The 14,953-nt window shown below is 65.3% G+C and carries 12 protein-coding genes; 10 read left to right on the top strand and 2 right to left on the bottom strand.

Annotation, left to right across the window (positions count from 1 at the left end; genetic code table 11):
- Positions 1 to 261 precede the first annotated feature (261 nt).
- Positions 262 to 1,086, bottom strand: coding sequence for an AraC family transcriptional regulator (locus tag EPB08_RS19325; protein WP_130620754.1), 825 nt, complete (start codon positions 1,084 to 1,086; stop codon positions 262 to 264).
- A 260-nt stretch (positions 1,087 to 1,346) separates the two neighbouring features.
- Here EPB08_RS19325 and EPB08_RS19320 point away from each other — a divergent pair, with 260 nt between their 5' ends.
- From EPB08_RS19320 to EPB08_RS19300, 5 genes are all read left to right on the top strand, one after another.
- A complete protein-coding gene (locus tag EPB08_RS19320; RefSeq protein ID WP_130620753.1) occupies positions 1,347 to 1,592 on the top strand; it encodes a hypothetical protein in 246 nt (81 codons plus the stop codon).
- Positions 1,593 to 1,674: 82 nt separating this feature from the next.
- Positions 1,675 to 2,133, top strand: a complete 459-nt coding sequence (locus tag EPB08_RS19315; RefSeq protein WP_130620752.1) for a MarR family winged helix-turn-helix transcriptional regulator — start codon at positions 1,675 to 1,677, stop codon at positions 2,131 to 2,133.
- A 29-nt stretch (positions 2,134 to 2,162) separates the two neighbouring features.
- The gene (locus tag EPB08_RS19310) at positions 2,163 to 3,635 is read left to right on the top strand and encodes an efflux transporter outer membrane subunit (RefSeq protein WP_130620751.1); all 1,473 of its coding nucleotides are present in this window, start codon (positions 2,163 to 2,165) and stop codon (positions 3,633 to 3,635) included.
- Positions 3,636 to 3,648: 13 nt separating this feature from the next.
- Positions 3,649 to 4,848: an HlyD/EmrA/EmrK family protein gene (locus tag EPB08_RS19305; protein WP_130620750.1), complete on the top strand. Its 1,200-nt coding sequence runs from the start codon at positions 3,649 to 3,651 to the stop codon at positions 4,846 to 4,848.
- Between the two features lie 222 nt (positions 4,849 to 5,070).
- Positions 5,071 to 6,591, top strand: coding sequence for a DHA2 family efflux MFS transporter permease subunit (locus EPB08_RS19300; RefSeq protein ID WP_130620749.1), 1,521 nt, complete (start codon positions 5,071 to 5,073; stop codon positions 6,589 to 6,591).
- 70 nt (positions 6,592 to 6,661) lie between these two features.
- On the opposite strand, the gene EPB08_RS19295 is transcribed toward EPB08_RS19300, so the two are convergent.
- Positions 6,662 to 7,177: a lipid A 3-O-deacylase gene (locus EPB08_RS19295; RefSeq protein WP_130620748.1), complete on the bottom strand. Its 516-nt coding sequence runs from the start codon at positions 7,175 to 7,177 to the stop codon at positions 6,662 to 6,664.
- Positions 7,178 to 7,485: 308 nt separating this feature from the next.
- Between EPB08_RS19295 and EPB08_RS19290 the strand changes: the two genes are divergently transcribed.
- The 5 genes from EPB08_RS19290 to EPB08_RS19270 all read left to right on the top strand — a co-directional run bounded on the left by EPB08_RS19290 (position 7,486) and on the right by EPB08_RS19270 (position 14,827).
- A complete protein-coding gene (locus EPB08_RS19290) occupies positions 7,486 to 8,082 on the top strand; it encodes a DUF2239 family protein (protein WP_130620747.1) in 597 nt (198 codons plus the stop codon).
- A gap of 45 nt (positions 8,083 to 8,127) precedes the next feature.
- Positions 8,128 to 9,591, top strand: coding sequence for an MATE family efflux transporter (locus EPB08_RS19285; RefSeq protein WP_130620746.1), 1,464 nt, complete (start codon positions 8,128 to 8,130; stop codon positions 9,589 to 9,591).
- 50 nt (positions 9,592 to 9,641) lie between these two features.
- On the top strand, positions 9,642 to 11,297 hold the full coding sequence (locus tag EPB08_RS19280; protein WP_229238419.1) for a multicopper oxidase family protein: 1,656 nt from the start codon (positions 9,642 to 9,644) through the stop codon (positions 11,295 to 11,297).
- Between the two features lie 953 nt (positions 11,298 to 12,250).
- The gene (locus EPB08_RS19275) at positions 12,251 to 14,293 is read left to right on the top strand and encodes an alkaline phosphatase family protein (RefSeq protein ID WP_229238418.1); all 2,043 of its coding nucleotides are present in this window, start codon (positions 12,251 to 12,253) and stop codon (positions 14,291 to 14,293) included.
- 66 nt (positions 14,294 to 14,359) lie between these two features.
- A complete protein-coding gene (locus tag EPB08_RS19270; RefSeq protein WP_130620744.1) occupies positions 14,360 to 14,827 on the top strand; it encodes a DUF3617 domain-containing protein in 468 nt (155 codons plus the stop codon).
- Positions 14,828 to 14,953 lie beyond the last annotated feature (126 nt).

Here is a 14,953-nt window from a genome sequence, read left to right as displayed (position 1 = left end):
CCGGGCTCCTGCCCGGACGAAAAGTGCCCGACGTCCTGTCGGGCACCCCTGCGGGGCCTGATCGTCCACCCCTCACCGCCACACAGGGGATGGTTGAAGGCTCGTGCCGCTGCGCGGCACATCGCGTTGCGGTGATGGTGGAGGTCGTCGTTCGTTGTGGGAGCGCACCCTGTGCGCGACCGCAGAGGTGATGCTGTGCGCCTCGGTCGCGCGCTGGGTGCGCTCCTACAAAAGAAGAGGAGGCGCGGATCAAAGAGGTAACTACACCGCCGCCTGCGCCGCAAAGTACCTCGCCGGTGGCTGTCCGAAACTCCTGCGGAACATCGCCACGAAGGCACTGACGCTCGCATAGCCCAGTGCATCCGCCACCGCTGAAACCGCTTCACCATCCGCCAACCGTTCCAATCCTCGCGACAGCCTTGCCAGCTGCCTCCACTGCGCGAAACTCAACGCCGTTTCACTGCGGAACAAACGGCTCAGGCTGCGTGGCGAAAGTCCCGCCCACGCGGCCCACTCCTCCAGGCTGCGGTTGTCTTCCGGTCGTTCGATCAACGCGACCGCGATGCGCAACGCGCGGCGGTCGAGTGGCATCGGCAGGTGCAGGGGTTCGCGTTGTGCGCGGCAGATTTCTTCCAGCAACACGGTGGTGATCCGTTCCTGGCTTTCGTCCAGCTGCGTCGCCCACAGCCACGAGCTGGCGCGGCGAACCAGGGCGCGCATCAGTTCGGTAACACTGATGACGCAGGGCTCGGTGGGCAGGCAACCGCATTCGGGAGGGGTCACGAACACGCCCCAGCCACTCATGCGGCCGCTGAGGGTGACGGTGTGTTCCACGCCAGGCGGCATCCAGCCGGCGCGATGGGGTGGCAGCAGCCAGGAGCCCTTTGCCGTGCGCACATGCACCAGGCCGCTCTCCACGCAGTAGAGCTGGCCGCGCGCATGGGTATGCCAGCCGTACTCGCGGGTGCCTTCGTCGTATTCGCTGGCGGCCTCGCCCTCGGTCCAGTAGGCGATGACCGGCGGTCCATCGGTGCGCTCGATCAGCGCGTGGAACTCCAGCTCGTCCTTTTCGGCGACATGACCCATGGCCGGTTCTCGACAGATTTTGACCAAATAACGCTAACAGTATTCGGTGCGCCTGCCTAACATGCTCGGTCATCCCCACCGCTGCCGTCGCTCGCGGTGCCGAAGTGCCTCCGGGCGCGTCGAGCTGAGTGTCCGCCATCAACTTCCCTGCGTTCCGCCCCCAACGGAGCCTTGATCTGGCGCAGTCACGCCCGCACGCCTAGGTACGTCCTGGTTTCAGTAGCGGCGGCACATCGGATGCCGCCAGGGAGAGGCTGAGCATGTCGACGATCTTCGCCAAGGCGCCCAGCGCCGATATCCGGGTCACGCCGCTGGAAGCGTTCGTGGCCTGTGCCCACCAGATGCTCGATCCCACCACGCCTGAGACGGCGCGGCGGGCAATGGAGCCGCGCCTGCTGGCGCTGTTGCCGGCGTTGCGGGCACTGGGTGTATTCGAGCTGTTTGAAGTGCGCGATCCCGCGCTGCGCGCCTGGCTGGAGGACGAAATGATCGTCCCAACCGGTTGAGCCCGAAATTTTGCCGTAACAAAATAGGCCCAGAATATATTTGCCTTGACAAATATTATTCCGGCAATAAAATGCGCGGCTCATGAGCCCAAGCCATTCCTCCCTCTCCTTCCAGAAGGACAGCATCGGCGTCCTGATCGGGCTGGTCCGCAGCGAGCTGGTTCGTGCCCTGGAGGCGGAACTGCAGGCCTCGGGCGTGGACCTGCGCTTTACCCAGTTCCTGATCCTCAAGCGTCTGGCCGTGGCGGGCCCGATGTCGGCGAGCGAGCTGGCCCGGTCCGTGGAACTCGATGGCGGCGCCATGACGCGCCAGCTCGACCAGCTGGAAGGCCGTGGCCTGTTGCGCCGGCAACCGCACGAGCAGGACCGGCGCGCGCTGCGCATCGAGTTGACGCCGCTGGGCCGCACGACCTGGGAACAGATGACGCCTTGCAACGATCGTGTGCTCAAGGCGGCGCAAAAGGCGCTCGACGATACCGAGCGCGAGCAGTTGCGTGACTACCTGGAGCGCGTGTTGACGGCGCTCCGCGACAAGAACTGACGTTTCACCTTTTTCTGGAAACCAAGCCCATGCGTCTGCAAATCCTTGCGGCAGCCACCGGCCTTTCCCTCGCGCTGGCCGGTTGCGTCAGCAGCGGTGGCCTCCACCCGGAAGGCAAGCTGACTGATGCGACCACGCTGAAGAGCGATCGCAGCCTGTCCGGCGCCACGCTTTCCCCGGCCGCCTGGCCCGCCAACGACTGGTGGACCGGCCTGGGCGATCCCCAGCTCAGCGCCCTGATCAGCGAAGCGTTGAAGGACAACCCCACCCTCGCCGTGGCCGATGCCCGCGCCCGCCAGGCGCAGGCCGAGTCCGGTGCGACCGATGCCGAGCGCGGCCCCAGCGTCAACGCCGGCGCCAACGTGATCGGCCAGCGCCTTCCGCTGACGGCGGCACCGCCGGAGCTGGGCGGTGGCCACTTCACTTGGTTCAAGGACGCACGCGTCGGCCTCAGCTGGGGCCTGGACCTGTGGGGCGGCAAGCGTGCCGCGTGGGAAGCCGCCGTCGGCCAGCAGCATGCTGCCGAGATCGAGCAGCAGGCCGCGCGCATCGAGCTGTCCACCAATGTGGCCCGTGCGTACATCCAGCTTGCTTACGCCTATGCCCAGCAGGATGTGGCCAAGGCCGAGCATGATCGCGCCACCACCGCGCGCCAGCTGACCCAGCAGCGCGTCGCCGCCGGCGTCGACAACCAGCTGCAGCTGAAGCAGAGCGATACCGAGGTGGCGAATGCCGACCAGCGTCTCTCCGCTTCCAGCCGCTCCATCGATGCAGCGCGTTCGTCGTTGTCGGTGCTGCTCGGCAAGGGCCCGGATCGCGGCATGGACATCACCCGTCCGCAGGCCCTGGAGCCGGCGACGCTGGCGGTGCCCGCGGATCTGCCGTCCGAACTGCTCGGCCATCGTGCCGATCTGGTCGCCGCGCGCTGGCGCGTGGAATCGGCCGGCAAGCAGATCAAGGTCGCCAGGACCGAGTTCATGCCGAACATCAGCATCAGCGCGATGGCCGGCGTCGCCGCGTTCGGCAGCATCAACCCGCTGCAGTTGCCGGCGCGCTTCTACACCTTCGGTCCGTCGCTGAGCCTGCCGATCTTCGATGGCGGCCGCCTGCGTTCGAACCTAGCCGGCAAGGACGCGCAGTACGACGAAGCCGTGGCCCAGTACAACCAGACGCTGGTGCGCGCGGTGAACGAAGTGGCCGACGACTACGACGCCGTGCAGTCCGCGCAGGAACAGGTCGCCGCGCAGCAGCGCGCAGTGGATGCCGCCACGCAGGCGTGGCAGTTGTCCGAGCAGCGCTACAAGGCCGGCGTGGGCAGCTATCTGGAAGCACTGATCGTGCGCCAGCAGTTGCTCGGCGCGCAGCAGCACATGGCCGACCTCAAGGCGCAGCAGGTCGATTACTCCGTGCAACTGATCCAGGCGCTAGGCGGCGGTTTCCGCCCGCAAGGCGATGCGGCCAACGTCGCCGCCCAATCTTCCCCCCCCGAACATTCGCTCTGAAGGCTAATCCCCCATGTCTAGCCCAACCCCGAACGCGGCCGACACCGTGGCCGTCCAACCTCCGAAGAACCGTCGCGGGTTCCTGCTGCGCGCGCTGGTCGTGGTGCTGGTGCTCGCCGGCCTCGGCTGGGGCCTGTGGTACTTCCTGGAAGGCCGCTGGTACGAAGAGACCGACGACGCCTACATCAACGGCAACGTCGTGCAGATCACCCCGCAGGTGCCCGGCTCCGTCGTCACCATCGGCGCCGATGACGGTGACCTGGTGCACGCCGGCGACGTGCTGGTGAAGCTCGACCCGGCCGATGCCGAGGTCGCGCTGCAGCAGGCTCGTGCCAACCTCGCCAGCACCGTGCGCAAGGTGCGCGGCCTGTACAGCAACGTGAGTGGTGCGCAGGCCGAAGTGGCCGTGCGCAAGGTGGCCGTGGACAAGGCGCAGGCCGACTACAACCGTCGCCGTGACCTCGCCAAGACAGGCGCCATCTCCGCCGAAGAGCTGTCGCACGCGCTCGATGCGCTGACCAGCGCACAGAGTGGCCTCACCACCGCTCAGCAGCAGCTGCAGACCAACAAGGTGCTGGTGGACGACACCGTCGTCGCCTCGCATCCGGACGTCCAGACGGCTGCCGCCCGCCTGCGTGCCGCCTACCTCGACGACCTGCGTACCTCGATCCTCGCGCCGGTGGACGGCTACGTCGCCAAGCGCTCGGTGCAGCTCGGCCAGCGCGTGGCCCCGGGCGCGCCGCTGATGGCGGTGGTGCCGCTGCATGAAGTGTGGATCGACGCCAACTTCAAGGAAACCCAGCTCAACAGCATGCGCATCGGCCAGCCGGTGGAAATCCGTGCCGACGTGTATGGCGGCAAGGTCACCTACAAGGGCAAGGTCGAGAGCCTGGGCGTGGGCACGGGCAGCGCGTTCTCGCTGCTGCCGGCGCAGAACGCCACGGGCAACTGGATCAAGATCGTCCAGCGCGTGCCGGTGCGCGTGTTCTTCACCGATCCCAAGCAGCTCGAGGAACATCCGCTGCGCATCGGCCTGTCGACCAAGGTGGAGGTGAACCTGCGTGACCAGAGCGGCGCGCTGCTCGCCAAGCAGGCCCCGACGCAGCCGGCATTCACCACCGATGTCTACAAGCAGCAGCTGGCCAAGGCCGACGGCATGATCGCCGAGATCATCCACGCCAACATGGCCGGCGAAAGCCACGAGAAGCAGTAGCAAGGTGGCATCCGGAATGCGAAGACACGCTTTCGGATGCTGCAACGACACAACGTAACAGCCGTCATTCCGGCGAAAGCCGGAATCCAGCGACTTTCCGCCGGTCTGAGGGCCGAGGCGCTGGATCCCGGCTTTCGCCGGGATGACGGACCCGCTAGATCGAGTGGTCCCTAGATAAGTCGTCTGACGGGCTCATACCCCATTCCGCAGGTTATCCGTGCGATGAACCAAGAATTTCGTCCCCCCAACCTGGCGCTTACCACGGTCGGCCTCTCGTTGGCGACCTTCATGCAGGTGCTCGACACGACGATCGCCAACGTGTCGCTGCCGACGATCGCCGGCAACCTCGGCGTGAGCGTCAACCAGAGCACCTGGGTCATCACGTCCTTCGCGGTGAGCATGGCGATCTCGCTGCCGCTCACCGGCTTCCTCACCCGCCGCTTCGGCGAGGTGAAGATGTTCATCTGGTCGACGCTGCTGTTCTCCGTCGCCTCGTTCCTGTGCGGCATTGCGCAGAGCATGCCGATGCTGATCCTGTTCCGTGCGATCCAGGGCGCGGTGGCCGGCCCGATGTACCCGGTCACGCAGAGTCTGCTGATCTCGATTTATCCACCCGCGAAACGCGGCATGGCGCTGGCGCTGCTGGCGATGGTGACGGTGGTGGCGCCGATTGCCGGCCCGATCCTGGGCGGCTGGATTACCGACAACTATTCGTGGCCGTGGATCTTCTTCATCAACGTGCCCATCGGCATCTTCGCCAGCATGGTGGTCGGCAACCAGATGAAGCTGCGCCCCGATGTCACCTCGCGTCCGAAGGTGGACTACGTGGGCCTGATCACGCTGATCATCGGCGTGGGCGCACTGCAGATCGTGCTGGACAAGGGCAACGACGAAGACTGGTTCAACTCGTCGTTCATCGTGATCACCAGCATCGTGTCGGCCGTGGCGCTGGCGGTGTTCCTGATCTGGGAGCTCACCGACGACGAGCCCATCGTCAACCTGCGTCTGCTGCGCCATCACAACTTTCGCGTGGGCACCATCGCGCTGGTGCTGGCCTACGCCGCGTTCTTCGCCATCGGCCTGCTGGTGCCGCAATGGCTGCAGCGGAACATGGGCTATACCTCGACGTGGGCGGGTTTCGCCGCCGCGCCGCTGGGCATCCTGCCAGTGATGCTGACCTTCATCGTGGGCAAGTACGCCTCGCGCACCGACATGCGCCTGCTCGCTTCCTGCGCGTTCCTGGTGATGGGCGCGACCTGCTTCATGCGGTCGGATTTCTTCCTGCAGGTGGACTTCATGCACGTCGCCGGCGTGCAGCTGTTCCAGGGCCTGGGTGTCGCGTTGTTCTTCATGCCGGTGACCACCATCCTGCTGTCGGACCTGAAGCCCCACGAGATTGCCTCGGGCGGCGGGCTGGCGACCTTCCTGCGTACGCTGGGCGCGAGTTTCTCCGCATCGCTCACCACCTTCCTGTGGGATCACCGCGCGATCGTGCATCACGCGCATTTGTCCGAGCACATCACGCCGTATGACAGCTCCACCCAGGCCATGCTGCAGTCGGCGGGCGTGAGTGGGCAGGCGGGCAATGCGTTGCTCGACCAGATGATCACGCAGCAGGGTTACCAGATCTCGTTCAACGAGGTGTTCCACATGCTGGGTTGGGTGTTCCTCAGCCTGATCGTGGTGGTATGGATGGCGCGTCCGCCATTCACCGCGAAGGCGGGTGGTGGCGGCGATCACTGATCGATCCGGACGTCCAAACGATAGCGGCCCCTTGCGGGGCCGTTGTCGTTTCAGGGCAGTGCCGACCGGGTCAGAGGTCGAAGGCCACGCCGACCGACGCCATCGTTTCGCCGCGGTTGGCACCGTCGAGGCCCGCGTTGGAGAGGTGGCGGACCTGGAACGTCCAGTGCCCGCCCTGCCAGCCCACCGAGTTGACGAATTCGCCGGCACTGCTCAGTGCGAGCGTGCGGCCGGTCTGCGCCGCGACCTGGGCCGTCCAGAACAGGTGGTGGTACCAGTCGCCCCCGCCGCCCATGCGGAAGCGGGCGCCGCCGGCGGCCAGCCAGAGGTTGTCGGACACCTGGTTGCCGTAGCGGGTGACGCTGCGGCCGTCGATATAGCCGAGGGACACATCGGGCGCCCAGCTGAAGCGGGTGTCGCCGATGCGGTGCTCGTTGAACACGGCTTCCACGAAGCCGGTGGTGGTCCAGTAGCCGTCCGAATAGCTGCGGCCGCCTTCGATTTCGATGCGGGGGCCCGCCAAGGCGGCCGCGGAGAAGCCCAGGAGGGCAAGCGCAGCGATGCTGCGACATAGCGGGGAACGCATGTGCTGTCTTTTTTTATGCGGGGAGGGTTTTAATGCACCGCATAGTTTATTAACTTACTGGACCGCCCGGTACTAGAAATACGTCGGATAGACACAACACTGAGTTGGCCGGGCGGCGATTGCGGCTAAACCCACGTCCCTGCTGGATTTCACGATGTCTCCGGGCGAGTGGAATCGACGCGGAAAGCAGGGGAAGGATTCGGACACCCGGCTTGGACCTTTAGACAAGGACCAAGGCCTGGACGCCGAGCATTGACGATGTGATTTAGCCCGGGCATTATTCCATCCACTTTTATCCGGGTAATAAAATGGCTTCGAACGACGAGCAGGCATGCATTGCCTTTGATGGCCTCCGCCGGATCGGCTCCGGCAGCCTGGCCACGGTGGTGCTGGCCGCCAAACACGCCATCGAAGGTGGCGCGGCGGGTCCCGTACTGATCTTTGACGACCGCAGCAGTCGGCCCATCGACGTGGATTTCCGGGGCACCGACCATGAAGTGCTTGCCCGCCTGCCGGTGTCGGCCGAGGCCGAGCCGCCCGTGGCGCGCGGTCCCGGCCGACCGAAGCTGGGCGTGGTGGCGCGCGAAGTGACCCTGCTGCCCCGCCACTGGGATTGGCTGGCTTCGCAACCCGGCGGTGCCTCCGGCACGCTGCGCCGGCTGGTCGAGGATGCGCGTCGGGCCAGCAGTGGCCAGGACCGTCGCCGCGAAGCCAGCGAAGCGATGGATCGCTTCATGCTCGCCATGGCGGGCAACCTGCCAGACTACGAAGAGGCATCACGTGCGTTCTGGCGGAGGGAAAGCGAGCGCTTCATTCAACTGACGGAGGCCTGGCCCGCGGATGTGCGGGAACATGTGCGCCTCCTGGCCGAACGGGCATGGGGTAGCGCACACGCCGAGGCGTGATCGGCCCTCCCACGTCCCAACTCCATTTCTGCGGAAAAACATCCGATGTCATCCCTCGCCGCGAGGCAACCCTTGCTCACCGAAGGTCCGATCGCCAAGACCTTGCTGATGTTCGCGCTGCCCATCCTGGGCAGCACCGTGCTGCAATCGCTCAACGGCTCGGTCAACGCGATGTGGATCGGCCACTACCTCGGCGAGGCCGCGCTTACCGCGGTGAGCAACGCCAACCTGATCCTGTTCCTGCTGCTGGGCGCGGTGTTCGGCCTGAGCATGGCCTGCACCATTCTCATCGGCCAGAGCCTGGGCGCGCGCAACATGCTCGAGGCCAAGCGCGTGGTCGGCACCGGCGTCACCTTCTTCGTGTCGGTGTCGGTGCTGGTGGCGATCGCCGGCTATCTCGGCACGCCGATGCTGCTGCGCGCCCTGGGCACGCCGGCCGATGCGCAACCGTTCGCGGTGCAGTACCTGCGCATCATCTTCGTGGCGGTGCCGTCGATGTACTTCTACAACTTCCTGATGATGACGCTGCGCGGCGCGGGTGATTCGCGCACGCCGTTCGTCTTCATGGCGTTGTCGGTGGTGATGGACATCGTGCTCAATCCGCTGCTGATCTTCGGCGTGGGTCCCTTTCCGAAGCTTGGCATCGCCGGCTCCGCCACCTCGACGCTGATCGCGCAGACCGTGGCGCTGATCGCCCTGCTCTCGACGCTGTACGCACGCAAGCACTTCCTGCGCCTTACGCGCGCTGAGCTGGGCTTCCTCCGGCCGGACAAGGAGATCCTGCGTTCGCTGGTCTTCAAGGGCCTGCCGATGGGCCTGCAGATGATCGTGATCTCCAGCTCCGCGATGATCATGATCCACATGGTCAACGGCTACGGCTCCAAGACCACGGCCGCCTACGGTGCCGCGACGCAGCTGTGGACCTATGTGCAGATGCCGGCGATGGCGATCGGCGCGGCGGTGTCGTCGATGGCGGCGCAGAACGTGGGCGCGCGCCTGTGGGATCGCGTGCGCCGCATCACCCGCGTGGGCGTGCTCTACAACTTCCTGCTCAGTGGTGCGCTGATCGCGTTGATCTATGTGTTCAATCATTCCGCGCTGAACCTGTTCCTGCCCAACGATGCCGAGGCGCTGACCCTGGCGCAGCACCTCAACGGCATCGCGGTGTGGTCGTTCATGTTCTTCGGCGTCACCTTCGTGCTATTTGGCGTGGTGCGTTCCACCGGCGCGGTGATGCCACCGCTGGTGATCCTGTTCATCTCGATGTGGCTGATCCGCCCGCCGTTCGCGGTGGCATTCGCGCATTCGCTGGGCGCGGACTCGATCTGGTGGAGTTTCCCGCTGGGATCGCTCGCCTCGATGCTGATGGCGATGGGCTACTACAAGTGGGGCGGCTGGCGCCGTGCACACATGCTCTCCAAGCCCATCGAAACGCCGGACGACAAGGCGGCCACCGCCGGCCAGCAGGCACCCACCACCGGCCAGGGCGTGCCCGCTTCGGCGGACTGAGTCACCCGCGCTGCCACGGATCTGTCATCCGGACCGCCTAGCGTGGCCGGATGACACGCGTGAATCACTCGCGCCGCCAGTTCCTGCGCGGTCTCCTGGATATGACGGGCGTCGCTGCCGCCGCCGACATGGGATTGCTGGCCTGGTCCGCGCCCGCCATGCCGGACGAGGGCATGGCACGCATGGCGATGCCGCAGCTCGCGGCGCCGAATGTGCCGCTGGTGAATCCGGTGACGCTGGCGCGTTTCGTCGATCCCCTGCCGATACCTGGCATCAAAAAGCCGGACGGGCAGCGTACCCATCCGGCTTATCCCGGCAAGTCGCTGCCCTGCTACCGCATGGAGATGCGTGCGTTCAGCACGGCGCTGCACCGGGACCTGCCACCCACGCGCCTGTGGGGCTACGACGGATCGTTTCCCGGCCCCACGCTGGAAGCGCGCCGCAACGAACCGCTGCTGGTGGAATGGGTCAACGCGCTGCCGCAGAAACACTTCCTGCCCATCGATCACAACATCCACGGTGCCGAACGCAGCAAGCCGGAAGTGCGCACGGTGGCGCATGTGCACGGCGCGCGTGCACCGGCGGCCAGCGACGGCTATCCCGAGGAGTGGTTCGCGCCCGGACGCTCGGCGCTCTATCACTATCCCAATGGCCAGGACGCCGCGACGCTGTGGTACCACGACCACGCGATGGGCATCACCCGGTTGAACATCTATGCGGGCCTGCTCGGCGCCTATCTCGTCCGCGATGAGGTGGAAGCTTCGCTTGGCCTGCCCACGGGCGAATGCGATCTGCCGCTGATCCTGTGCGATCGCCTGATCGCCAAGGACGGCCAGCTCTACTACCCGGTGTCGGACGATCCGCAGGCGCCCTGGGTGTCGGAGTGCCATGGCAACGCCATCCTGTGCAACGGCAAGCTGTATCCGTTCCTGGAGGTGGAGCCGCGGCGCTATCGCCTGCGGCTGATCAATGCGGCCAACACCCGCTATTACACGTTGTCGCTGTCCGATGGCCGGCCGTTCCAGCAGATCGCCAGCGACCAGGGGCTGCTCGGCGCACCGGTGCCGCGACAGCGCGTCGAGCTGTATCCCGCCGAGCGAGCCGATGTAGTGGTGGACTTTGCCGGCATGGATGGCAAGAGCATTCAACTACGCCAGCAGTCCGAGGCGATTCTCGAATTCCGCGTGCGCGATCGCGGCCGTCGCGACGCGGGCGCATTGCCCGCCAGGTTGCGCGACGTCGAACGCATGGCGCCGGCGAGTGCGGTCCGCGATCGCGTGCTGACGCTGGGCGAGCAGGACGATGCCGGCGGCAATCCGATGATGATGATGCTTGGCGGCAAGCACTGGTCGGCGCCGATCACCGAGGATCCGCGACAGAACAGCGTGGAGACCTGGAGCCTGGTGAATCTCACCGGCGATGTGCACCCGATACACCTGCATCTCGTGCGCTTCCAGGTACTCGGGCGGCGGCCCTTTGACCTGTTCGAGTGGAATGCCTCCAAGACACTGAAGTACACGGGGCCGGCGCAGCCGCCACCGGCGCATGAGATGGGCTGGAAGGATACGGTGCGGGCGGATCCCGGGTTTGTCACGCGCATCATCGCGAGGTTCGAGGGGGAGCCGGGGCGGTATGTCTGGCACTGCCACATGCTGGAGCATGAGGACAACGAGATGATGCGGCCGTTTCAGTTGTTGCCGGCGTAGTGTCGCGCCCGACCGCGCTCTTGTAGGAGCGCACCCAGTGCGCGATTGGTCGCGCCACTGCCTTTCCTGTAGGCATTTCTGCAGAAGCAGGAATCCAGCGACCTTGGCCTTCGGTTGCCGAGTTTCCGCCAGGGGTGCCGCTTACGACGCAAAGCTAGTCCCTGTGGGACGCGGCGGGCGTTTCGATCTCCTGCCGGCGAAGCGCAGCTAGTCCACGTGGGAAGCTCGAGTCACTTTTCTTTTGCTGGCCCACGCACGCGCTCTTAGCGTGCGAACGGCGGAGCCGGCCCGAAGGGCGAATGTCCGGAGTCAAAGTCCCACGGGATTAGCTTCGCGTCAAAAGTAACCCAAAGAAAATGGCCTAAAGAGCTTTTAGCGATATGCGGGATACAAGCGTCGGATGATTGGTGCAAGCCGAATCAGGGACGTGCTACCTCATAGGCCGCTGCTATACCGCGACGCGCCGTGGCGGTGAGGACTTAGAGCCCGGATTTGCCGACTGACTCACCGAGCACGTCGCTTTCGCTCCCTCTCCCCTGCGGGGAGAGGGTTGGGGTGAGGGGTGGGTGCTCGCGGTACCGTCCCCTATGACCTCATCGGGCGCATTCGCTACGCGATACCGCGCGCCGAACGTGTCTCACTGCACATTGCCCGCAATCCACATCACGCCAATGCACGGCAATTTCTTGCCGCAAGATCATTGCGAAAAGAGCACAAACGCTCGCCTTCCCGTTCGTACCAATACCTACGCCGATCCCCACACGCGCAAGGATTTTCGACGTCGCATCACTGTCATGTTCGACGTCATCGCTGTCGCAGAAGTGCCAAGGGATCGTCATCCGTGCGGACCAGACTCCCCGCCGGCCAAAGCACGCCCTTCGAGCATGCACGGTTGAAGCAGGGGGATCACTCGATTGCAGTCCACACAAGGGCGACTGCAGGAGATCGAAGTCATGTTCATGACGCATGTCCGCAAGCGGTACCTGCCGCTCATCATCGGCACACTCGCCGCCGGCCTCGCCGGTGTTGTCAGCGCACAGAACACCAGCACGACAGATCAGGACGCCCCGTTTCGCGACAAGGTGCCGGCGGCGGCCACGGGCAACCGTGCGGGCCTTCCGGGCGGCATCGCCGTGCTGCACAGGCCGGGCGATGGCGACGATCGCAGCGATCGCACCACCACGCCCATCAAGCACGTGATCCTGCTGATCGGCGAAAACCGCACCTTCGACCACGTCTACGCCACCTACACGCCGCCCAAGGGACAGAGCGTGCACAACCTGTTGTCCGAAGGCATCGTCAATGCCGACGGCACGCCGGGCCCCAACGTGGCCGCTGCACGCCAGTGGCAGGCGACCGCCACCGGCAAGTTCGCCCTCGCCCCGACGCACACCACCGCATACACGGCGCTGCCGGCAATGAACACCGGCGGTGCGCCGACGCAGGCACCGTTCTCGTCCGCAGCGCAGGCGCAGGCGGTGGAACCGGCCTTGCCCGATGACGCCTACGGCGAACTGGCAAACGGCGGCACTGGCCTGCCGGAGCATGTGCTGGACACGCGCTTCCCCGCGCAGCTTGCGAACGCCCCGGTGGACATGCACGCCTCGCTCAACTACGACGACTACGCCAACAGCCCGGTGCACCGCTTCTTCCAGATGTGGCAGCAGCTCGATTGCGACACGCATGCCGCCACCGCGAAGAACCCCAGCGGCTGCCGCGCGGACCTGTTCCCGTGGGTGGAAACCACGATCGGTGCGGGCACCAACGGCAAGCCGCTGCCGGCAAACTTCACCGACCAGACCACCGGTGAAGGTTCCACCGCGATGCAGTTCCTCAACATCGCGCAGGGTGATGCGCCCTACTTCGCCGAGCTGGCGCGCACCTACGCGCTGAGCGACAACTTCCACCAGTCGGTGATGGGCGGCACGGGTGCCAACCACATCATGCTGGGCTACGGTGACCTCATCTACTACGCCGACGCCAACGGCAACCCGGCCACGCCGCCGTCCAACCAGATCGAAAACCCGGATGCCCAGGCTGGCACCAACAACTGGTACGTGCAGGACGGTTACAGCGGTGGCTCCTACGTGAATTGCGCCGACGATACGCAGCCGGGCGTGGGCGCCGTGAAGGACTACCTGAAGTCGCTGCCGTACCACACGTTCCACGGCACCGACTGCAAGCGCGATGCCTACTACCTGGTGAACAACTACAACCCGGGTTACCTGGGCGACGGTACGGCGGCACCGCTGGGTGCCAGCCAGTTCACCATCCCGCCGACGCGCCAGGACAACCTCGCGTTACTGCTCACGCGCCATCACGTGACCTGGAAGTACTACGGTGAAGGCTGGGCGAGCGGCAAGGAGAGCGGCGAAGCCGGCACCTTCTGCAACATCTGCAACCCGTTCCTGTATTCCACGCAGGTGATGACCGATCCCAAGCTGCGTGCGAACAACCAGGACATCAACGATCTTTACAACGACATCCAGAACGACACGCTGCCGGCCGTTTCCATCGCCAAGCCCGACGGCATCCTGGACGGTCACCCGGCCTCGTCCAAGCTGGACCTGTTCGAAGGCTACGTGAAGAAGATCGTGGAGATGGCGAAGGCCAACCCGAAGGTGTGGAACGACACCGTCATCATGGTCACCTTCGACGAAGGCGGCGGCTACTACGACTCCGGTTACGTGCAGCCGGTCGATTTCTTCGGCGACGGCACGCGCATCCCGCTGCTGGTGGTGTCGCGCTTCTCCGAAGGCGGCCGCGTGGTGCACACCTACTACGACCACGTCTCCTTCGACAAATTCGTCGAAGCCAACTGGGGCCTGCACGAGACCATCTCCAACCGCAGCCGCGACAATTTGCCGAACCCGGTATCGCAGTCGGGCAACCCGTATGTGCCGCTCAACGCGCCGGCCATCGGCAACCTGATGAACATGTTCGACTTCGACCGCAACAGTCACGGCAACGTAGCAGCAGCTGAAACACAGGATTGATGGAATAGGACCGGACCCCGCTCGCACGTGCGAGCGGGGTTTTCCGTCGTCAGGAGTGCTGTCCACATGCATCCGTTTCATCAGCCTGGCCCCCGCGGGCATGCCGTAGTGCGCGTGGTGGCGCTGCTGGTACTGCTGGCGGCCGCCCTGGTGGGAGAGCCGGGACACGCTGATCCCGGCGATTTCCAGGCCATGCCGGGCCTGTGGAAGATCGTCACGCGGGTGATTGATCACGGCCATGCAGGAGCGCCGCAGGAGCAGTGGCATTGCGTGGACGAAAGCCCGGATCCGTGGGTCGAGTTCGCCGATCTGCCGGTGCCGGGGTATGTGCAGTGCGAGCGGAGCAGCCAGCATCGCGGCAGCACGGCGCTTTCGTGGACATCTAGCTGCCCGGGGCTGGCGCAGCCTGGGGCCCGTGGGCGGGTGGATTTTGATTCGCCGGAGCATTACACGGCGAGTGTGAGTGTTGGTGATCGGCAGGTGGTGCAGGTGGAGGGGACGCGGTACGCGGCGTGTACAAGTCCCAAGGATTAGGGTGTTTCTTTGCTTGGTTGGAGCACCGAGTGCGCGACCACCTTTCGCCTCGGCCTTTATTTTCGTCATTCCGGCGAGGCGCCTTTTAACAGCCGTAGGCTGGTCAAGCAGGAATCCAGTGACTTT

This window comes from Dyella amyloliquefaciens, assembly GCF_004296575.1.
GTDB classification, from domain to species: domain Bacteria; phylum Pseudomonadota; class Gammaproteobacteria; order Xanthomonadales; family Rhodanobacteraceae; genus Dyella; species Dyella amyloliquefaciens.
This window is presented reverse-complemented; position numbering and strand designations above follow the sequence as displayed.